This is a genomic window from Oceaniradius stylonematis (genome assembly GCF_003149475.2).
GTDB lineage: Bacteria > Pseudomonadota > Alphaproteobacteria > Rhizobiales > Rhizobiaceae > Roseitalea > Roseitalea stylonematis.
In genome coordinates, this window is sequence record NZ_QFWV02000008.1 from 525,633 (window position 1) to 546,003 (window position 20,371).

General features: G+C 63.8%; 19 protein-coding genes. 5 read left to right on the top strand and 14 right to left on the bottom strand.

Annotated elements, in window-relative coordinates; all coding sequences use genetic code 11:
* Positions 1–96 precede the first annotated feature (96 nt).
* Positions 97–1,014 carry a DMT family transporter gene (locus DEM25_RS15720; protein ID WP_109767527.1) on the top strand — a complete coding sequence of 306 codons (918 nt, stop codon included), beginning with the start codon at positions 97–99 and terminating at the stop codon, positions 1,012–1,014.
* Between the two features lie 24 nt (positions 1,015–1,038).
* Here the strand turns inward: DEM25_RS15720 and serA are convergent, their stop codons facing one another.
* The 8 genes from serA to DEM25_RS15760 all read right to left on the bottom strand — a co-directional run bounded on the left by serA (position 1,039) and on the right by DEM25_RS15760 (position 9,366).
* Positions 1,039–2,634: a phosphoglycerate dehydrogenase gene (gene serA, locus DEM25_RS15725; protein WP_245412938.1), complete on the bottom strand. Its 1,596-nt coding sequence runs from the start codon at positions 2,632–2,634 to the stop codon at positions 1,039–1,041.
* 173 nt (positions 2,635–2,807) lie between these two features.
* Positions 2,808–3,986, bottom strand: coding sequence for a phosphoserine transaminase (locus tag DEM25_RS15730; RefSeq protein WP_109767529.1), 1,179 nt, complete (start codon positions 3,984–3,986; stop codon positions 2,808–2,810).
* 226 nt (positions 3,987–4,212) lie between these two features.
* Positions 4,213–4,470, bottom strand: a complete 258-nt coding sequence (locus tag DEM25_RS15735; RefSeq protein WP_147393343.1) for a hypothetical protein — start codon at positions 4,468–4,470, stop codon at positions 4,213–4,215.
* Between the two features lie 99 nt (positions 4,471–4,569).
* Entirely contained in the window at positions 4,570–5,547 is a 978-nt protein-coding gene (locus DEM25_RS15740) for a hypothetical protein (protein WP_109767531.1), read from the bottom strand.
* A gap of 272 nt (positions 5,548–5,819) precedes the next feature.
* Positions 5,820–6,668 (bottom strand): outer membrane protein, encoded by an 849-nt coding sequence (locus tag DEM25_RS15745; protein ID WP_245412939.1) that lies wholly within the window; start codon positions 6,666–6,668, stop codon positions 5,820–5,822.
* 201 nt (positions 6,669–6,869) lie between these two features.
* Positions 6,870–8,222, bottom strand: a complete 1,353-nt coding sequence (gene glmM, locus DEM25_RS15750; protein WP_109767533.1) for a phosphoglucosamine mutase — start codon at positions 8,220–8,222, stop codon at positions 6,870–6,872.
* A gap of 123 nt (positions 8,223–8,345) precedes the next feature.
* Positions 8,346–8,861, bottom strand: coding sequence for a protease adaptor protein RcdA (gene rcdA, locus DEM25_RS15755; RefSeq protein ID WP_109767534.1), 516 nt, complete (start codon positions 8,859–8,861; stop codon positions 8,346–8,348).
* 316 nt (positions 8,862–9,177) lie between these two features.
* Positions 9,178–9,366 carry a DUF1192 domain-containing protein gene (locus DEM25_RS15760; protein ID WP_109767535.1) on the bottom strand — a complete coding sequence of 63 codons (189 nt, stop codon included), beginning with the start codon at positions 9,364–9,366 and terminating at the stop codon, positions 9,178–9,180.
* A 94-nt stretch (positions 9,367–9,460) separates the two neighbouring features.
* On the opposite strand from DEM25_RS15760, the gene DEM25_RS15765 reads away from it, so the two are divergent.
* Entirely contained in the window at positions 9,461–10,441 is a 981-nt protein-coding gene (locus tag DEM25_RS15765) for an NAD(P)H-quinone oxidoreductase (RefSeq protein ID WP_109767536.1), read from the top strand.
* Positions 10,442–10,511: 70 nt separating this feature from the next.
* Here the strand turns inward: DEM25_RS15765 and DEM25_RS15770 are convergent, their stop codons facing one another.
* Positions 10,512–12,698, bottom strand: coding sequence for an esterase-like activity of phytase family protein (locus DEM25_RS15770; RefSeq protein WP_109767537.1), 2,187 nt, complete (start codon positions 12,696–12,698; stop codon positions 10,512–10,514).
* A gap of 230 nt (positions 12,699–12,928) precedes the next feature.
* Between DEM25_RS15770 and DEM25_RS15775 the strand changes: the two genes are divergently transcribed.
* Positions 12,929–13,642, top strand: a complete 714-nt coding sequence (locus tag DEM25_RS15775; RefSeq protein ID WP_109767538.1) for a DUF1013 domain-containing protein — start codon at positions 12,929–12,931, stop codon at positions 13,640–13,642.
* Between the two features lie 30 nt (positions 13,643–13,672).
* Here DEM25_RS15775 and DEM25_RS15780 read toward each other — a convergent pair whose 3' ends face one another.
* Positions 13,673–14,218: a GNAT family N-acetyltransferase gene (locus DEM25_RS15780; protein WP_109767539.1), complete on the bottom strand. Its 546-nt coding sequence runs from the start codon at positions 14,216–14,218 to the stop codon at positions 13,673–13,675.
* Positions 14,219–14,477: 259 nt separating this feature from the next.
* Between DEM25_RS15780 and DEM25_RS15785 the strand changes: the two genes are divergently transcribed.
* Entirely contained in the window at positions 14,478–15,470 is a 993-nt protein-coding gene (locus DEM25_RS15785; RefSeq protein ID WP_109767540.1) for a glutathione S-transferase family protein, read from the top strand.
* 6 nt (positions 15,471–15,476) lie between these two features.
* On the opposite strand, the gene DEM25_RS15790 is transcribed toward DEM25_RS15785, so the two are convergent.
* Entirely contained in the window at positions 15,477–15,929 is a 453-nt protein-coding gene (locus tag DEM25_RS15790; protein WP_109767541.1) for an NUDIX domain-containing protein, read from the bottom strand.
* Between the two features lie 99 nt (positions 15,930–16,028).
* On the opposite strand from DEM25_RS15790, the gene DEM25_RS15795 reads away from it, so the two are divergent.
* Positions 16,029–16,943: a metallophosphoesterase family protein gene (locus DEM25_RS15795; protein ID WP_109767542.1), complete on the top strand. Its 915-nt coding sequence runs from the start codon at positions 16,029–16,031 to the stop codon at positions 16,941–16,943.
* 13 nt (positions 16,944–16,956) lie between these two features.
* Here the strand turns inward: DEM25_RS15795 and DEM25_RS17980 are convergent, their stop codons facing one another.
* The 3 genes from DEM25_RS17980 to leuA form a co-directional block, all read right to left on the bottom strand.
* The gene (locus DEM25_RS17980) at positions 16,957–17,619 is read right to left on the bottom strand and encodes a hypothetical protein (protein ID WP_196780408.1); all 663 of its coding nucleotides are present in this window, start codon (positions 17,617–17,619) and stop codon (positions 16,957–16,959) included.
* 107 nt (positions 17,620–17,726) lie between these two features.
* Positions 17,727–18,392: a hypothetical protein gene (locus DEM25_RS15805; protein ID WP_109767543.1), complete on the bottom strand. Its 666-nt coding sequence runs from the start codon at positions 18,390–18,392 to the stop codon at positions 17,727–17,729.
* A gap of 139 nt (positions 18,393–18,531) precedes the next feature.
* On the bottom strand, positions 18,532–20,208 hold the full coding sequence (gene leuA, locus DEM25_RS15810; RefSeq protein WP_196780423.1) for a 2-isopropylmalate synthase: 1,677 nt from the start codon (positions 20,206–20,208) through the stop codon (positions 18,532–18,534).
* Positions 20,209–20,371: the final 163 nt, after the last annotated feature.

Here is a 20,371-nt window from a genome sequence, read left to right on the forward strand (position 1 = left end):
GCGACGCCGGCGAATTGCCTCGGTGACGGGTTTTTCCTCGCAAATCGGCCGATGCTGCGCCATGTAGGCCGTCCGACCGCCGAACACGGAGCCTTCATGCCGGCCCAGGACGCACCGACCGCCCAGGTCAACCGCCTCGCCTATCTGCTTTTGGTGATGACCACCATCTTCTGGGGCGGCAATGCGGTGGCCGGCAAGCTCGCCGTCGGCCACATCTCGCCGATGATCCTGACCAGCGTGCGCTGGATGATGGCCTTCACGATCCTTCTGGTCATTGCCGGCCCGCAATTCTGGGCCGACCGGCAAAAGATCGTGCGGCACCTGCCGCTGCTGTTCATTTACGGCGCAACCGGTTTTGCCGGCTTCAACGTCGCGCTCTATTCGGCGCTCAACCACACATCGGCGATCAATGTGGCGATCTGGCAGGCCGGCATTCCCATGTTCATCTTCCTGCTCAATTTCGCGGTCTTTCGGACCCGCGTGACCCCGGCGCAGATCGTCGGTTTTCTCCTGTCGCTGATCGGCATCGCCTTCGTTGCGTCCAACGGCAGTCTCGATCAGCTTGTCGGACTGGTCATCAACCGGGGCGATGCCTTCATGGCGCTGGCATGCCTGCTCTATGCCGGCTATTCGGTGGCGCTGCGCTACAAGCCCGACCTGCACTGGAAATCGATGATGCTTGCCATGGCGTTTTCCGCCATGGTCGTGTCCTGGCCGTTTGCCTTTCTCGAGTGGCGCTCGCCGGCGGGCATCGTGCCGGACATGCAGGGCTGGCTCGTCGCCATCTACACCGCCGTCTTCCCCGCCATCTTCGCCCAGGTCTTCTTCATGCGCGGCGTCGAGATGATCGGCTCAAACAGGGCGGGCCTGTTCGTCAATCTGGTCCCCGTGATCGGCACCGTCATGGCCGTCCTGATCCTCGGCGAGGTGTTCGGCGTGCACCACGCCATCGCCATGGTCCTGGTGATCGGCGGCATCTGGCTGGCGGAACGCAAGCCGGCCGGTCAAGGCTGAGCGGCCGGATCACGCTATCCAATCCTAGACGTCGAACACCAGCGGCTTGGCCGACAGGATTTCCGGGAACCCGCGCACCTTGTCGAGCACGTGTTCGGGCACCGGATCGTCGACATACAAAAGCGCGATCGCATCGCCGCCGGGCCGGTTGCGGCCAAGCTGGAAGTTGGCGATGTTGACGCCATTGTCGCCGAAGGTCGTGCCCAGAATGCCGATGATGCCCGGCGCGTCATTGTTGGTCGTATAGACCATGTTGCGGCCGATCTCGGCGTCCAGATTGATACCCTTGATCTGGATGAAGCGCGGCTTGCCGTCGGCGAAGACCGTGCCGGCCACCGAGCGGGTCTGGTTGGCGCTCTTGACGGTCAGCTTGATGTAGCCGTCGAACACGCCCGACTTGTCGCGCTTGACCTCCGAGACGATGACGCCGCGCTCTTTGACCATGACAGGCGCGGAGACCATGTTGACATCGGCCACCTGCGGCCGGATCAAGCCGGCCAGCGTCGCGCTGGTCAGCGCCTTTGTGTTCAGCTCCGCCGTCAAGCCGTCATAGAGGATCTCCACTTCGAGAATGGCCGACTCGGCGACCTGGCCGACGAAGGCGCCGAGCACCTCGGCCAGTTTGACGAACGGCTTGAGGATCGGCGCTTCCTCGGCGCTGATCGACGGCATGTTGATCGCATTCGTCACCGCGCCCTTGACCAGATAGTCGCTCATCTGCTCGGCCACCTGCAGCGCCACATTCTCCTGCGCCTCGGTGGTCGAGGCGCCCAGATGCGGCGTGCAGACGACATTGGGGATCTCGAACAGCGGGCTTTCGGTCGCAGGCTCGATCTCGAACACATCGATGCCGGCGCCGGCCACCTTGCCGGCCTTGAGCGCCTCCGCAAGAGCCGCCTCGTCGACGAGCCCGCCCCTCGCGCAGTTGATGATGCGCACGCCGTCCTTCATCTTCCCGATGGCGGCGGCGTCGATCACGTTGCGCGTCTTGTCGGTCAGCGGCGTGTGCAGCGTGATGAAGTCGGCACGCTCGAGAAGTTCATCCAGTTCCACCTTCTCGACGCCCAGATCCATGGCGCGCTCTTCCGACAGGAAAGGGTCGAACGCGATGACGTTCATCTTCAGCCCGATCGCGCGCTGGGCGACGACCGAACCGATATTGCCGCAGCCGATCACGCCCAGTGTCTTGCCGGTGATCTCGACGCCCATGAATTTCGATTTTTCCCACTTGCCGGCGCGGGTGGAGATGTCCGCGGCCGGAATCTGCCGCGCGACGGCGAGCATCATCGAAATCGCATGTTCGGCGGTGGTGATGGAATTGCCGAACGGCGTGTTCATGACGATGATGCCGCGGCGCGATGCGGCGGGAATGTCGACATTGTCGACGCCGATTCCGGCGCGGCCGACCACCTTGAGATTGTCGGCTGCGGCGATCAGCTTTTCAGTCACCTTGGTCGCCGAGCGAATGGCGAGGCCGTCATACTGGCCGATCACCTCCAGCAGCCTGTCCTTGTCCTTGCCAAGGTCGGGGTGGAAATCGACGTCGACGCCGCGATCCCGGAAGATCTGAACGGCGGTGGGCGACAGTTTGTCGGAAACGAGAACACGGGGTTTTGTCACGGGTCTTTTCCTGTGTGTTTGGAACGGGATGGCGAGCCTTCGGCAACTGATCCATCCCCTCATGCTGAGGTGTGAGCAGCCATTCCCGCGCCCTTCAAGGTTCGCTACGCTCGCACCTCACGATGAGGGAATGGTTGCGAGCCTCGAAGCACGAGGGGATGGCGCAAGGGGAATCAGGCCGCCTGTTTGAGCGACGCCTTCTGCATGTCGAAAGCCCATTGCAGCCAGGGCATCAGCGCCTTGAGATCGGCGGTCTCGACAGTGCCGCCGGCCCAGATGCGCAGGCCCGGCGGCGCGTCGCGATAGGCGCCGATGTCGAGTGCCGCGCCTTCGGCGTCCAGCGCCGAGACCATCGCCTTGGCGAACGCGGCCTGCCCGGCCTCGTCCATGGCCGTGACAGCCGGGTCGGTGATCTTCAGGCACACGGACGTGTTGGAGCGCGTCTGCGGATCGGCGGCGAGATTCTCCAGCCAGTCGACACTGTCGACAAAGGACTGGATGGCATCGAGATTGGCGTCGGCGCGGGCGATCATCGCGTCCAGCCCGCCGATCGATCTGGCCCATTGAAGCGCATCGATATAGTCCTCGACGCACAGCATGGAGGGCGTGTTGATCGTCTCGCCCCTGAAGATGCCCTCGATCAGCTTGCCGCCCTTGGTCAGGCGGAAGATCTTCGGCAGCGGCCAGGCCGGCGTGTAGGCTTCGAGGCGTTCGACGGCACGCGGCGAAAGGATGATGACGCCATGGCCGCCCTCGCCGCCCAGCACTTTCTGCCAGGAGAAAGTGGTGACATCGAGCTTGGCGAAATCAAGCCGCTGGGCGAAAGCGGCCGACGTGGCGTCGCAGATCGTCAGGCCTTGCCGGTCGGCCGGGATGAAGTCGCCGTCCGGCACGCGCACGCCCGATGTCGTGCCGTTCCAGGTGAAGACGACATCGCGGTCGAAATCGATCTGAGACAAGTCCGGCAGTTCGCCATAATCGGCCGAGATCGTGCGCGCATCGTCCAGCCTGAGCTGCTTGACGACATCGGTCACCCAGCCCGAGCCGAAACTCTCCCAGGCAACCATGTCGACGCCGCGCGCGCCGAGCAGCGACCACATGGCCATCTCGACGGCTCCGGTGTCGGACGCCGGCACGATGCCGATGCGGTAATCGTCCGGAACGCGCAGCAACTCGCGCGTCAGCTCGATCGCCAGCTGGAGCCGGGCCTTGCCGATCCTGGATCTGTGGGAACGGCCAAGCGGAGCCGTTTCGAGCCGGTCGGCAGACCAGTTCGGACGCTTCGCGCAGGGGCCGGATGAAAAACGGATATTGGCCGGACGAATGTCCGGCTTGACGGGGTCAGCTGTCATGTCTCTACCCTTTCAGATAGCTGCCTCCCGTTGGGGGGAGGTGTCCCGCCGCCGCGCATACCGGAACCCTTGCATTCCTTCAAGTCTGATGGTCTCTTACCGTGCAAGTTTTGCAGGTTTGGGACGAACGGTGCATGAACATGTCGGGAAAAGTGGCACAGAACTGACACAGCAGGTTGCATGGATGTTCCATCATCCGACCGGGTGAACCTGCCAAGGCCACCGGTCAACCCTTCGGCCAGCACTGCGCGGTGATTCGGCCCAGATCGGCGCGCTTCTCGACCTCGCGCTTGGCCTCTTCCTTGCTCGCCTTCAAACCCCAAGCACGATCGCCGCAATAACTGGTCCAGACCCAGCCGGTCGGCCCGCGGTGCACGCGCCCCATCTTCAGGCGGCACTGCCAGAACAGCCCGTCATCGGGATCGCGGTGCCGGGGGTGCCGATACCAGCCCCGGCGCTCCAATTTTCGGGTGCGCTGCGGCATGGCATCCATCCCTGTTCAACAACGGAACATGAAAGAAACAAAATCGTACTTGGCAATCAAAAAGGGGCCGCAAAGGCTTCGGCATCGACGCAATCCAAACTACTGCTCCGTCTCGCCTTCCTGCATGAGTTCGCGCACGCTGAAAGACGCTGGCAGCAAGTCGCATTCGGGGAACGGAAACGTCTCGACCAGCTCGACCGCGATGTCAGTCGGACCAACTGGCCGCACTGCATTTGCAAACAAGGGCGTGAACACCGTCCTCAGATGCGGCGGATCACCACGTACGATTGCCACAAACCTGTCATACTGATCGCAACTGTTGAACTCTGCTCGATACCGGAAAGGCATTACGACCCCGACGGTTTGTCCGACAGGAGATACCTCTTTGACGACAGTTGGCCGGGACGCATTACTCAAAATTGCCCTGTAGAACAATGGGCTATCTTCCCTCAAGTCACTGAACACACGAGTGAATATTGATTGATGATCCCACTCAATTCCGGATAGCACCAGATCACCAACCCGATCATCGATAGAATACATTGACATGTTACCAATAAAAACAAGCTCAGCGGCCTTTCGATCTTCGCTATAAATACTTCTACCATTCCAATACATTTGAAAATTGTTGTCGATGAATTCACCGTCAAGCCTGTATCCGGTAAACCCAGCGCCCCCGGTCAGTTTTTCAATGTCCTCTCGACCTTGATCGAGAACGGCCTCGATCTGCTCAAAGTACGTATTTGACTGGGACAACTGAATGAACGCGACCGTCGCGAATATCACGCTGATGAACACAATGAACAGCGACACCATCCAACGGGCGTGATTGTAGAGTTTGCGCGCGGCTGCCAGCTCATCATCCTCGAGTCGCGCCACCCGCTGCTCCATCTCGCGCAGTGAAACGGGCGAAGATTGATCAGAATTGTTGGACATGCGCTCGGCTCGATTGGCTGGGATCAGCTCCAAATAATCAGCAAGCTGTCCGGAAAGGCAACTCCCCCTAACAGCTCCTTGCATGGGCATGGCTGACACGCGTATCGACGAAACCAGTTTGAGACCGACAAAAAAGCCCACGGCGGGATAGCCACGGGGCAAGTTCAGCGTTGATGTCGATGGTTGGTCATGATGGACAAAACATCATGAGCTGGTCAGGTTCTATCAGCCGTCACCGTCACACACTCCCGCCTACGGAAAAAACCGCCAGCCGGCCGACGGCTCGTGGAACCCGGTGCAGACCGGCCCGAACAAACGCTACCGGTCGTACGCATCGGCATCACCGCCTGGGCAGACGGCAAAAAGCCCGGCTGCAGGACAGCCGGGCTTCTGCGATGATGGCGGAAGGCCGCTTACTTGTAGACGACCGGCGGCTCGTAGACCGGCGGCGGCGGCGTGTAGGGCTGGTGCGATTCGCCGAACTTGTAGCGCAGGCCTGCCCGCACTTCGTGGACATTGATCGCGCGGTCGAAGCCCGGGCCGGTGGCGCTGGCATATTCGAACATGCGTCCGCCGGAAATGTGCTTGTAGCGATAGCCGAGATCGACCGACAGCCGATGGTTGACCGCATAGGAGGCACCGGCCATCAGCGCGTAGGCAAAGCGCCAGTCGGACGTACCGCTGTGGGTGATCGTGCCCGACTGGTCGAAGCCCGGCCCGATCGTGTTGTTCAGATCGTCCCACTTCATGTAGACGCCGCCGAGACCTGCGCCGACATAGGGGGTGATGCCCTTGTAGGTGCCCAGATCGACATAGGCGTTCGCCAGCAGCGTCCAGGCGTGGTAGCCGGTGGTGTCGGTGGACGAGCAAGCCGCGGGTCCGCCGCCGCCGACGATCGTGCAGGTGCCGGACGAGGTACCGGTGAAATCGGACTTGAAGTTGTAGTCGAGCGTCAGATCGGTGCGCAGATAATGGCTGATCTGGTAGCCGACGCCGCCGCCGACGGACAACGAGCCCTTGAGTTCACCCTCCAGCAGGCCGGGATGACCGGCAACGCCCGCGCCGTAGGTCAGATAGTCCGCGCCGCGAAAGTCGCTCCAAAGATAGCCCACATCGCCACGGATGTACCAGCCTGACACCTTGGCCGGAACGGCTTCGGGGTAATGCACCGGCGTCTCGATGACGACCGGCTCTATGATGTCGGCCGCGTTTGCGGACATGCCAAGCGTGACCACCATGGCGGCCGACGCAGCAAGTTTCATGGCTGCATGGTTCATACTCGTTCCCTCGAACAACCCGGCATGTTCGTCTGCGGGCAAGGTTAAAGCTCTCGGGAAGAATGACCATGAAAGGTTAAAGTGCACTTAACCGTGTCTGTTGACCATGTTTGTTGACCATGAACAGGCGACAACGAGCACTGACAGGCACCTGCGCGCCGGCGGAGCGATGTGCGGAAGGTTTGTTCAGGCGGCCGTCTTCAGATCGGCGATGACGCCGACGATCCCGTCGACAACGCTCTCGACCAGCACCGGATCGTCGCCCTCGGCCATCACGCGGATCAGCGGCTCGGTGCCCGACGGGCGGATGACGAGACGGCCCGTATTGCCGAGCTTTTCGCGGGCATCGTCGACAGCGCTCTTGACCCGCTTGTCTTCCAGCGGCTTGCCGCCGCCGAACCGCACATTCTTGAGTACCTGCGGCACCGGCTCGAACTTGGCGCACACCTCGCTTGCCGGTTTTCCGCTTCCGACGATGCAGCCCATGATCTGCAAGGCGCTGATCAGCCCGTCGCCGGTCGTCGCATAATCGGACAGGATGATGTGTCCCGATTGCTCGCCGCCGACATTGTAGCCATGCGCGCGCATGTGCTCGACCACATAGCGGTCGCCCACCTTGGTGCGCGCCAGTGCCAGCCCCTGCGCATCGAGATAGCGTTCCAGGCCGAGATTGGACATCACCGTCGCGACGATCCCGCCGCCGCGCAGCATCTCGTTGCGCTTCCAGTCATCGGCGATCGTGGCCATCAACTGGTCGCCATCGACCACCGTGCCCTTTTCGTCGACGATAAGCATGCGGTCAGCATCGCCATCGAACGCGATGCCGAGATCGGCGCGCACTTCCAGCACTTTGGCACGCAGCGAGTTGGGGTTGGTCGAGCCGCAATCGCGGTTGATGTTCATGCCGTCGGGCTTGTCGTGGATGGGCACCACATCGGCGCCCAGTTCCCAAAGCGCGGAGGGTGCGGCCTTGTACGCCGCGCCATTGGCGCAATCGACGACGACGCGCAGCTTGGACAGCGACATGGCGCGCGGGAAGGTCCGCTTGGCGAACTCGATGTAGCGGAACAGATCGCCATCGACGCGCTTGGCCCGGCCGATGTCGGCCGGTTTGGCCATCTTGCCCGACAGATCCTCGTTCATGTGCCGCTCGATCTTCATCTCGATCTCGTCGGACAGCTTGTGCCCGTCCGGCCCGAACAGCTTGATGCCATTGTCCTGGAAGGCGTTGTGCGACGCCGAGATCATCACGCCGATATCGGCGCGCAGCGACCGCGTCAGCATGGCAACGCCCGGCGTCGGCACCGGGCCGAGAAGGAACACGTCCATGCCCGTGGCGGTGAAGCCGGCAACCAGCGCGTTCTCGATCATGTAGCCGGACAGGCGGGTGTCCTTGCCGATCACCACGCGGTGGCGGTGCCGGCCGCGCTGGAAGGCGACGCCGGCGGCCATGCCCACCTTCATCGCGATCTCCGGCGTCATCGGCGACTTGTTGGCGGTGCCGCGAATCCCGTCCGTGCCGAAGTAGCGTCGTGTCATGCCGATATCCCCGAAAATGCCCCTGCCATTGCCCTGCGCGCCATATTACAGCGCCGCGCTGAAACAAAGGAACAAATAGTTTTCAGCCGGTATCGGCGCGTGATCGGACGGCGGACCAGAGGGTCACCGGTCACCAAAGGCCGTCTTGAGCAGGTTGATCTGCGTGTTGACCGGATTGTCGGCGGAGATGTCGTCGAACCGGGCGGCATCGTCGGCGCCAAGATCGAGATCCATGCGCTGCATGCGCGCCTGCAGGCGCAGCGACCGGTGAACCAGCGCCCGGAACCGTTCGGGCAGATTGTTCCAGTTTTCCAGATCGGCAGCCGGCGAGATCGTGTCGAGGCGGATCTTGCTTTTTTCGCTGTCCACCTGGTCCGATGTCATTTCGCCGTTGGCGAGCGCCCGCTGCAGCAGCAGCCAGGATGCCATCTGCATGAGCCGGGTCGTCAGCCGCATCGACTCGGCCGCATAGAGCGTCGCCGTCGACCGGCCCAGCCGTTTGGCCTCCTTGCGGCCTTCCCCGTCCAGATAGGCCGCCGTTTCCTCGACCAGTTGCATCCCCTCGCCGTAAAGCTCGGTGAAGGACGACGATGCCACCTTGTGGTCGATGAAACGGATGGTGTTTGAGCCGCCTGACATGCCGATCGATCCCTGCTGACGTTCGCAGGCACCTTTTGGCGCGCCGCGCTGCTGAACGCCACGATTGTCCGACTTTTCGCACAGGAGGGCAAGCGCATCCTTAACGGAGGGTTAACGCCCCACGCCGCCGGTCCCATCCCAGATCAGGTAAAAAAAAGAGCCGTAAAAACGGCTCTCAGGAGTTAAACAGGGAGGCGTCAAACAAAGCAACGAAGTCACTCTGGTTGAATTCGAACAAAATTCGAACCATTCCAGTTAACACCCGTAAAGCTTAACACACGGTTAACGGGTTTGCGAATTGGCCGGCACTGACGCATTATTTTCGAAAAATTGCATCGGCGGCACTGCGCGTGACCGCGCGGGCGTCGATTTCGGCCTCGATCCGCGCGATTTCCTCGCGCAGGCGGTCGATAGTCCGTTCCAGCTCGTCGACCGACATCGACGCAATGTCCCGGCCGATCACATGAGCGGCCGTCGAGGCCGTCTGCTTTTCATCGTCCATCATGTCCGCCTCCCAAATCTTCGCCTGTTGCCACTCGCAACCATCTCGTCAACAGACGCCCCAATTCCAGACCTCAGGATAATCAGACATGCCGCAAATGAACGCAATCGCCATCACGGAACCGGGTGGCCCCAAGGTCCTTCAACCCGTCCAGCGACCGATCCCCGAACCCGGACCCGGCGAGGTGCGCATTGCAGTGCGCGCCGCGGGCGTGAACCGTCCGGACATGCTCCAGCGGCAGGGCGCCTACCCGCCGCCCAAGGGCGCAAGCGACCTGCCGGGGCTTGAAGTCTCCGGCACGATCGACGCGCTCGGCGAGGGCGTCTCGCGCTGGTCCGCCGGCAACCAGGTCTGCGCGCTGGTTCCCGGCGGCGGCTATGCGGAATATTGCATCGCCCATGCCAGCAATTGCCTGCCGCTGCCCGCCGGCTTCACCTTCACCGAAGCGGCCGCCGTTCCGGAAACCTTTTTCACCGTCTGGCACAATGTGTTCGAGCGCGGCGGCCTCGGGCGCGGCGAGACAATGCTGGTGCATGGCGGCGCATCGGGGATCGGCACGACCGCGATCCAGCTTGCCGTCGCCTTCGGGGCACGGGTGATCGTCACCGCGGGCACCGACGAAAAATGCAAGGCCTGCGTCGCGCTTGGTGCCCACCGGGCGATCAACTATCGCAGCGAGGATTTCGTCGATGCGGTCAGGAACGCGACCGACGGGCACGGCGCCGACGTCATCCTCGACATGGTCGGCGGCGACTATATCGACCGCAACTATTCGGCCGCAGCCATTGACGGGCGCATCGTCCAGATCGCCTTTCTGAAAGGCCGCAAAGCGGAGGCCGACTTCTCCAAGCTGATGATGAAGCGGCTGACGCATACCGGTTCGACGCTGCGCGCCCGCTCAGTCGAGTTCAAGGCACGGCTGGCCAGCGAACTGGACGAGGCCGTCTGGCCGCTTCTCGAACAGCGCAAGGTCGCGCCGGTCATCGACATGATCTTCCCGCTCGCCGACGCATGGCGCGCCCATGAGCGGATGGAGGAAAGCGCCCACACCGGCAAGATCGTGCTCGACGTCGCCTGAGCCTCGGCAAAACAAGGAAGGCCGGGCGCATGGCCCGGTTTTCATTTCTGATACGACGGGCAGCCTTTGATCAGGAGCCTTCGAGCTGGCCGAGGCGCATGAACAGCGTCTCGCCGTTTGAGTCGTCCACGCCGTCATTGTCGGTGACCGCGAAGAAGTCGCCATTGGTGTCCACCGCGAGCCCCTCGACCTTGTCGAGCGCATAGCCGCCGAAGGCCGCCATATCGGGCAGAAGGTCGCGCACCTCTTCCTTGCTGACGACCGGAAGCTCACCGCCAAGTGCGGCCGGCTGCATCTCGGCCAGCGGCACGCGGAAAATCTTCTTCAGCGCGGCCGCAGCGCCGATCTGGTTGTCGCGCTCGATGATGTAGACATGGTCGCCATGGGCGACGATCTCCGACAGGCCGACCCAGCCGGCGCCCTTTTGCTCGAGCGGATAGCGCACCGCGCCCCATTCTTCGGTTCCGGTGTTGTAGGCGACCAGCTTGACGAAACCGTCCTCGTCATCGGCCCATTCGCGCTGGATGGCGACCCACAGCGTATCGCCGACCCTGGTCACGCCTTCGGCGCCGAACCGCTTTTCGACCGCCAGCAGTTCGGGCGGGAAAGCGACGCTTTCCTCGATCTCGCCATCGGCGTTCACATGGTAGAGCCCGTGCGGGATCATCCGGTCGGTGCGGCCTTCCGAGGCCAGCCAGAACCCGCCCTCTCCGTCCGGTGTGATGCCTTCCAGATCGAGAAGCTGGGCGTTGGCCCCGCCGCGCGTCACGCGCGTTGCCGCAATGATCCGGGCCGGTGTCTGGTTGGCGTCGATCGTGAAGATCGTCGGCTGCATCGCGTAGAACGAGTCGTTGACAGCGTACAGAATGCCCGGCTGCTCGGGATCGGCCGCCAGTCCCGACAGGGCGCCAAAGCCGACCGGGCGGCCCGCATCGTCCATCATCGAGCGGATCGTCGGATATTGCGCTTCACCCTCGCCCAGCTCGTAGATCGTGACATGGCTGCGCACGCCGCCATCCTCGATCAGGTCCACTTCATTGGCCACCGCCACGAGATTGCGTCCGGGGATGGCCACCGCGCCTTCCGGGCCCAGCGCCGTCGGCAGGATCTGCACCAGTTCCGGCTCGCCCTCCGGATTGTCCCGGTAGACGCCGATCACCGAGCCGCGTTCGCTGAGGAGGAAGATGTGGGTCGCGCCACCGATCTCGGCGACCTCCATGCCCTCGGGCTCGACACCCTTGTTGCCGGAGCGACGCTCGGGATAGTGGCCGATCATCGCCACTTCATATTCAAACGAAAGGCCGCTTTCGTAGAGCGCGTCGCCGTCCTTGGAGAAGATGGTGAAGCCGCGCGATCCGCCTTCATAATCGCCCTCGTTCGCCGTGACGATCCGGTTCTCGTCCAGCCATTTCACCGCATCGGGCTCGCGGACGACGCCTTGGAGCGTGCCGTCGAAGGTCAGCGCGCGCTCTTCGTCGATATCGACATTGTCGAGATCGACCGCGCCCGCGGAAAAGTGCGAGACGATCTCTCCGGTCTCGCCGTTGAAGATGGCGATATGGTTGTTCTCCTGCAGCGTGACGACGACTTCATTGGCCGCGTTGATGTCGACGAACTCCGGCTCCGGATCATCGCCAGCCACCTCGGCCAGGCCGGTCAGATCGGCAACGACCCGGCTGTCGCAATCGATCGCACTGCCATCGAGCGCAAAGGTGACGGCAAAGCCGGCCGGCATTTGCGGGATGACGCCGTCATCGAGGTCCTCGTCGCGCTCGTTCTCGATGGCGATCGCCACCAGCGAACCATCGGGCGACACGGCAACCGAATCGGGTTGACCGCCCAGATCGCAGCTATGGGCGACTTCACCCGAAGAAAGATCGACCGAAACGATCGTGCCGGACGGTTCGGTGTAGCTTTCCGACGTGTTCAGCCCGACAATGGCATGGCCGGCCCGCACGGCGACGGCGGTCGGCTCGCCGTCGAGCGCGACAAAGCCGGCGGCGGCCGGATTGGCCGGATCGGAAATGTCGATCATGCCGATGCCGCCCAGCGGGCTGTCCGAATAGACCAGCATCATGCCGTCCTCGGTCGCATCGATGATCTCGGCGGAGCTTTCGCTCTCCTGCCCCATTTCGCCGGGGATGTTCGCGTTGACCGGAAAGGAAGCGACACGGTTGAAGGCGTCGGCATGGGCGTGTGCCGCAAGGGCGGCGGACAAGGCGACAGCGGCGGCGGACGACAACAGGATTGTGCGCATGGTGGAAGCTCCCTCGGGTCAGCGATGGAGCCGTCTTTTCCCGGACCGGTGACAGTCGCGTGACGCTTTGATGAAACAAAGATGACTGTTCACAGCCATGCGCGGCATTGCACTCGGGCGCCGCGCGGCGTATATCGGCAAAATCTTCCGGACATTGGTGGCTCAGCCCACGCCCGCGACACCGGCGCGGACGAACGGCAAAGCTTTATTCGCACGAAAGGTTCACGCAGATGGCAAACCAGCTTCTCATGCCCAAGGCGACCGCCGTTTGGCTGGTCGACAATACCGGCCTCACCTTCGACCAGATTGCCAGATTTTGTGCGCTGCATCCGCTCGAGGTCAAGGCGATCGCCGACGAGGAAGCGGCGCAGGGCATCAAGGGGCTCGACCCGGTGACCACCGGCCAGCTTTCGCGCGAAGAGATCGAAAAGGGCGAAGCCGACCCCAACCATGTCCTCAAACTGTCCGATCCCAAGGTTCGCGTGCCGCAGGCCAAGCGCAAGGGCCCGCGCTATACGCCGGTCTCCAAGCGTCAGGACCGGCCCAACGCAATCCTGTGGCTGGTGCGCTACCATCCCGAGCTGAAGGACGCGCAGATCTCGCGTCTCGTCGGCACCACCAAGAACACGATCGAACAGGTGCGCAACCGCACTCACTGGAACTCGGCCAATCTGCAGCCGGTCGATCCGGTGGCGCTCGGCCTGTGCTCGCAGATCGATCTGGACATGGAAGTGCAGAAAGCCGCCAAGAACCGCCCGGCCGAGCCCGAACCCGAGGCCGGCGACACGCTGCTGCCCGCCGCTCAGACCGAATCCATGCCGGTCTTTCAAAGCGGCGACACGCATACGCCGGCGCCCGCGAGCGACGAGGACGAGATCGATGCCGATGCCGTCTTCGCCAAGCTCAACGCGCTGAAAAAGGACGATGAGGGCAAGGCGGAGTAACGGTCCGCCCCGGTCGTATGCGGCTCCAGGTCAGCCGGCGCAGCCTTGCGCAGCCGGAAAGGCTTGCCCGTGGTCGTAGCCGACCAGACCGGCCAGCTCTTGGATGATCTCATCGTTGCCCGACGGATGAGCCAGAAGCCGGCGCGGATCGACCGGGCCGGGCAGCCGCAGGCGCCCGGCAGGCACCTGCCGGAAACCGAGCGGCGCGTAATAGGGCGCATCGCCCACCAGCAGCACGTAAGCGCTGCCCGGCGTCGCCGACGCGGCATCCACCGCGCGCCGCACCAGCGCGCGCCCGAAACCCTGGTTCTTGTAGTCGGGCGCCACCGCCAGCGGCCCCAGCAGATGGCCGCGATGGCCGCTTTCCGCCGTGACGACCGGTGTCAGCCGCACAGAGCCGAGCAGATCGCCGCCCGGCGACAGGGCGACGAAGGAAAGCGCGGGATCGTGCGGTCCCTGCTCGCGCAGCCGGAATGCCGCGCGGGTGAAGCGGCCGGGCCCGAACGCCTCGGCATGCAGGGCTTCGATCGCGTCGGCGCACTCCGCCCGTTCGGGCGCAATAAGATGGTCGGTCATGGGAAAAGGGTCCGGATACGGAAAAACGACGTCAGCAAGGGGCCGGAAAACCGGCAAAATTCATCGTCGTGGTCGTCGCATCGGGATCGTCAACATGATCGGATCGGGCTAGCACCGTGCACGCGGTCCGTAAAGCGAAAATGTCGGCGGGAACCGGATCGGTTGACGGTGCGTTCGCCATAGGGGCGGTGACCCTGAGCGCACTTTGTCCTATCTCCGGCCTGAGACGGCATACGGGACAGCAACGGAGGAAACGGCGATGGGCCTGTTGATCGACGGCGAATGGCACGACCAGTGGTACGACACCAAAAAGACGAAGGGCCGTTTCGTCCGCAAGGATTCGTCTTTCCGAAACTGGGTGACGCCGGACGGTACGGCGGGGCCGGGCGGCGACAGCGGCTTTGAGGCGGAGGCCGGCCGCTATCACCTCTATGTGTCGCTGGCCTGCCCCTGGGCGCACCGCACGCTGATCTTTCGCAAGCTCAAAAAGCTCGAAGACATGATCGATGTGTCCGTCGTCCACCACTTCATGGGCGATCAGGGCTGGACCTTCGAAACCGATGATGCGGCCACCGGGGACAGGCTGTTCGGCGCAGACCGTCTGCACCAGATCTACACCCGCGCCAAATCGGACTATACCGGCCGGGTCACGGTCCCGGTGCTGTGGGACAAAAAGACCGGAACCATCGTCTCCAATGAATCCTCCGAAATCATCCGAATGTTCAATTCGGCGTTCGACGGACTGACCGGCGACACGCAGGATTTCTATCCCGAGGCGCTGCGCGCTGAGATCGATGCCGTCAACGAGCGCGTCTACGACACGGTCAACAACGGCGTCTACAAGTCCGGCTTCGCCACCACCCAGGACGCCTACGAGGAAGCGGTGACGCCGCTGTTCGAGACGCTGGATTGGCTGGAAGAGCGCCTGTCGCGGCAGCGCTATCTGGTCGGCGACCGGATCACCGAGGCGGACTGGCGGCTTTTCACGACGCTTGTGCGTTTCGACCCGGTCTATGTCGGCCACTTCAAATGCAACATCCGCCGCATCGCGGACTATCCGAACCTTTCGGCCTATACGCGCGAACTCTACCAGGTGCCCGGCGTCGCCGGGACGGTGAACATGCACCACATCAAGGCGCACTATTACGGCAGCCACGAAACGATCAATCCGACGCGCATCGTTCCCGCCGGGCCTGATATCGATTTTTCGGAACCGCACGGCCGCGACCGTCTGGACGCAAAAGCGGCCTGACGCGCGTCACCAGCGTGCGGCCGGGGGATGCCCCGTCCGCCATTCCTCGATGCGCCGCCGGGTCGCCGGCGTCGTGCCTTCGGGCAGACCGTCGAGCGCAAAGAAGTCGGCGGCGGCGATCTCCCGGTCCGGCCGCTTGGGCGCGCGCCGTGTGATGGTCCGGCACACATAGACCGCCACATGGTCGCGCCGCGACGCGCCGTTGTTGTGGAACAGGCCGTGCAGCACCATCTCGCCATCGACCACCACATTGCCCTCCTCGCGCACCTCGCGGATCACGCAGTCGAGCGCGGTCTCGCCCGGCTCCACGCCGCCGCCCGGCAGGTGCCAGCCGGGCACATAGGTGTGCCGGACCAGAAGCACGCGCTCGTCGGCATCGATCACCATGGCGCGGGCGCCCAGCGTGACCGGCCGGGTCAGGATGAAGAACAGGTGAAAAAGGCGCGTACGGAACGACATGGGCGGCTCGACGGCTCGATATGGGGCCGAATCGCCCGCCGGCCCGCACGCCGATCATGCCGGTTTTGACTTCCCGGAAAAACCCCTTACCAAGCCGCGATGACTTTCTCGCTCGCCCATTTGTCGGACATCCATCTGGGGCCGTTGCCGGCGGTCTCTGCGCGCGAACTGATGTCCAAGCGGCTCACCGGCTATATCAACTGGCATCGCGGCCGCGCCGGTGCGCTGGCAGAATCCACGCTCGAGCGGGTGACGCGCGCCGCCGCCGAGAGCGGCGCCGACCATATTGCCGTCACCGGCGATCTGACCAACCTGGCGCTCGAGGCCGAATTGCGCGCCTCGGCGCTGTGGCTGGAAGAACTGGGTGTGCCCGACAGGGTCAGCATCGTGCCGGGCAATCATGACGCCTATGTGCGCGGCGCGCTCGACCGTGCCTTTCACGCCTGGGCGCCCTGGATGACCGGCGACGATGGGCGCGCGCCCGCCTCGAACGACGACTTCCCGTTCGTCCGGGTGCGCGGCCCGGTCGCCATCATCGGCGCATCGAGCGCCGTGGCGACACCCGCCTTCGTCGCCGCCGGCCGGTTCGAGGGCGAACAGGCGCGCAATCTGCGCAAAGCGCTCGAACAGGCGGGCAATGCCGGCCTGTTCCGCATCGTTCTCATCCACCATCCGCCGGTGCGCGGCGCGACGATCCCGCGAAAGCGGCTCTACGGCATCTCGCTCTTCCAGAACGTGATTGCCCAAGCCGGCGCGGAGCTCGTTCTGCACGGCCACACCCACCTCGCCCAGCGTCACCAGATCGCCGGACCCGGTGGTGGGCGCGTGCCGGTGATCGGCGTGCCGGCGGCCGGCCAGTCCCCCGGCGCCAGGCGGCCGCCCGGCGCCTACAATCTGTTTTCGATCGACGGCGACCCGAAACGCTGGACCTGCACGCTGCAGGAATGGTCGGCGACGACCGGCACGGGTCCGCTGGAACTCACCGACAAGCGGGACCTGCATCCCGGCGACTGAAACGATGGCCGGTCTACGGGACCAGAAGATCCTGGAAATAGAGCGCGGCGGCGGCAAGCGCGATGAAACCGCCGATCAGCAGCCAGCCGACCCGGCTCATGCGGGTGACGCTGGTGCGCTCGCGCCGCGACAGCGGCGCCGCCTCGGCGACGCTTGCATCATCCCCCGCCCGCTCTGCCTCGCCGGGGCCTGATGCGGTTTCCGCGGCATCCTCGACCGGCGCAGGCCCGCGCTGGCTGACGCCGGCCCGATAGGTCACCATCTCGTCCGCCGCGAACGCCATCTCGCGTTCGTGCAAGCGCTCGGCAATATAGGTCGTCACCGCCGACATCACCGGATCGACCGCCGTCGCCTCGGCAAGGATCGTCCGCCCCAGCCGCGTGTCGCGCACGAAACGGTAGGTGCGCCGGTCGCGGCCCATCATCACGTGCGCGGTCGCATCGATCCACAAGCGCGGCTGCAGGCCCGACGAGATGGCGAAATCGAAACGCTCATCGTCGGCCGGCACGTCGTCGAACACCGGCTTGAGTTCCTGTGCGAGGATTTCCAGCCGCGCGCGGTCGGCCTCCTTCATGTCCACGACGACATCGTTGCGCTCGGCGGCGGCGATCTTGACCTGCCGCACCGCGTCCACAAGGCGCGTGTTGGGATTGTCTTTGTGCTCGTCGGCGCTCATGGCGGCCCTGCCCGTCAACAAATGGTTAACGCGAACCTAACAAGTTTGCCGGCGCAATGCGAGAGCCCCGCCCGCATTTGCACCGCAACCCGGCGCTGACCGGCGCGTCAACGCCAGACCAGGAACAGGATCACCGTCAGCAGCAGCACGATGATCGCGAGCGCCAGCCAGAATCGCTTGACGTTGCGCACGATGAAGGGGCTCAGAAGCGCATCCTGAGCGCCGGCCGGCGGCTTGTCGGACAGGGAGCGCGTTGCCGCCAGCGGCGCGTCCTCGATCGTGCGGTCCAGCTTGAACGCGCTCGCCGAAGCTCCGAAATCGACGATCCGGGGCGCCTCGGGGCGGCCGCCGCTGCCGTTGGGTCGCGCCGCCGGAGCGCTGGCGGCGCCCGCCGCGCTCGGGCGGCGGACATAGCAGGGCACGTAGGTGCCCTTCGGCACGGTGATGCGGACCGGTTCGTCCTTGCCCTCGCCGGCATAAAAGCTCGTCAGATGTTCGCGCAGCCGGCCGGCCTGAACGCGCACGACCGCATCCATCGCGGGATCGAAATCGTCATCCTTGCCGAACACGTCCTGGGCAATGGTGAAACCCTTCAGGCGCGCGGCCTCGCCGTTCTGCTCGGCCTTGACCAGATAGGCCAGAAGCGAACGGGCCCGGTCGGCGCGGGCCAGGGTCTCGCTGTTGACGACCACTTCAAGCGCGGCGCGAACCTCTTCCGGGCTGACGGCCGGTTCGTTCTGGCTGCCGCTTGAAGTCCCGTTTGCCGTGTTCATGATCCCTGGCTGAATGGTTGTTCATTGACGGGCCGCCCCCCGGCCCGTCCCGACCCTAGTCCAAAACCCGCGCCGATCACAACAAAGCATAAAGCAGCAGGTCGCAATCGGCGGGTGTTTTTCACAGGCAGGGCGCAACCTAGCCTTGCGGAGCCGCCCGAACCCGATTGACGGCCGACACGATCGCTTCGAGCGAAGCGGCGACGATGTTCTTGTTGATGCCGACGCCGAAGACGCGTTTGTCGGCATTGTCCATTTCCATGTAGCAAATGGCCGCCGCGTCCGAACCGTGCTGAAGCGAGTGCTCGGAATAGTCGCGCACCGTCATCGACAATTCGTAATGGCGATTGATCGCATCGACGAACCCGTCGATCGGCCCGGTGCCGAAACCGCGAATTCCGATTTCCTCATTGCCGTCTATCAGCACCGCATCGACGATCCGCCCTTCCGGATCGTCCGGATCCGGCGCCGTGGTGTGGCCGACGAAGCGGATGCGCGGGCTGGGCAGATCGACATAGGTTGCCATGAACGCCTGGTGGATGCGCTCCGACGACAGCTCGATCCCTTCGCGGTCCGTGATCTCCTGGATTACCTCGCGAAACTCGACCTGCAGATTGCGGGGCAGGTTCAGCCCGTAATCGGCCTGCAATATATAGGCGATGCCGCCCTTGCCCGACTGCGAGTTGATGCGGATGATCGCCTCGTAGCTGCGACCCACATCCTCCGGATCGATCGGCAGATAGGGCACCTCCCAAAGGTCCGACCTGGCCTCGCGATGGGCTCTCATGCCCTTGTTGATCGCGTCCTGGTGCGAGCCGGAAAAGGCCGTGTAGACCAGTTCGCCGACATAAGGGTGTCGCTCGGGTATGGCGAGCTGGTTGCAGTGCTCGTAGACATCGCGCAGCGCGTTGATGTCGCTGATGTCCAGCTTCGGATCGACCCCTTGCGTGAACATGTTCAGCGCCAGCGTGACCAGATCGACATTGCCGGTGCGCTCGCCATTGCCGAACAATGTGCCTTCCACCCGGTCGGCGCCGGCCATCAGCCCCAGCTCGGTCGCCGCGATGCCGGTGCCGCGGTCATTGTGCGGATGCAGCGAGACGATGACGCAGTCGCGCTTGTCGATGTTGCGGCACATCCATTCGATCTGGTCGGCATGGATGTTGGGCGTCGACATCTCCACCGTTGCCGGCAGGTTGAGGATCAGCTTGTGGTCGGGCGTCGGCTGGACGATCTCGGTGACCGCGTTGCAGATCTCCAGCGCCACTTCCAATTCCGTGCCTGTGAAGCTTTCGGGCGAATATTGGAACCGGTAGCCGCCGCCGGCCTTAGCCGCCATGTCGGTGACCAGCTTGGCCGCGTCCGTGGCAATCCGCTTGATGCCTTCGACATCCTTGCCGAAGACGACCCGGCGCTGCAATTCGCTGGTGGAATTGTAGAAATGGACGATCGGATGACGCGCGCCTTCCAGCGATTCGAAGGTCCGTTCGATCAGTTCGGGACGGCACTGCACCAGCACCTGCAGGGACACGTCGTCGGGCACATTGCCCTCTTCGACGCACCAGCGCGCAAAATCGAAATCGGTCTGGCTGGCCGAGGGGAAGCCGATCTCGATCTCCTTGAAGCCCATTTTGAGCAGATGGGCGAACATCCGCGTCTTGCGCTCATGTCCCATCGGCTCGATCAACGCCTGGTTGCCGTCGCGAAGATCGACCGAGCACCAGATCGGCGGTGTCGTGATCGTCTTCGACGGCCATGTCCTGTCGGGCAGGTCGACCGGCGGATAGGCGCGGTATTTTCGGGCCGCGTCGGGCATGCCGGCACTGGTCGGCGTCTTGGCGGCTGTGACGTGCGTGTTCATGATCTTCATCCTTCGCCCGCCCCGGCGGCGACGCATAGTCGCCTCTCAAGCGGTGTCTGATCCATTCGATTGACGATGTAAAGAAGACGGGGCGAAACGGCGTCAAACGGAGCCGTCT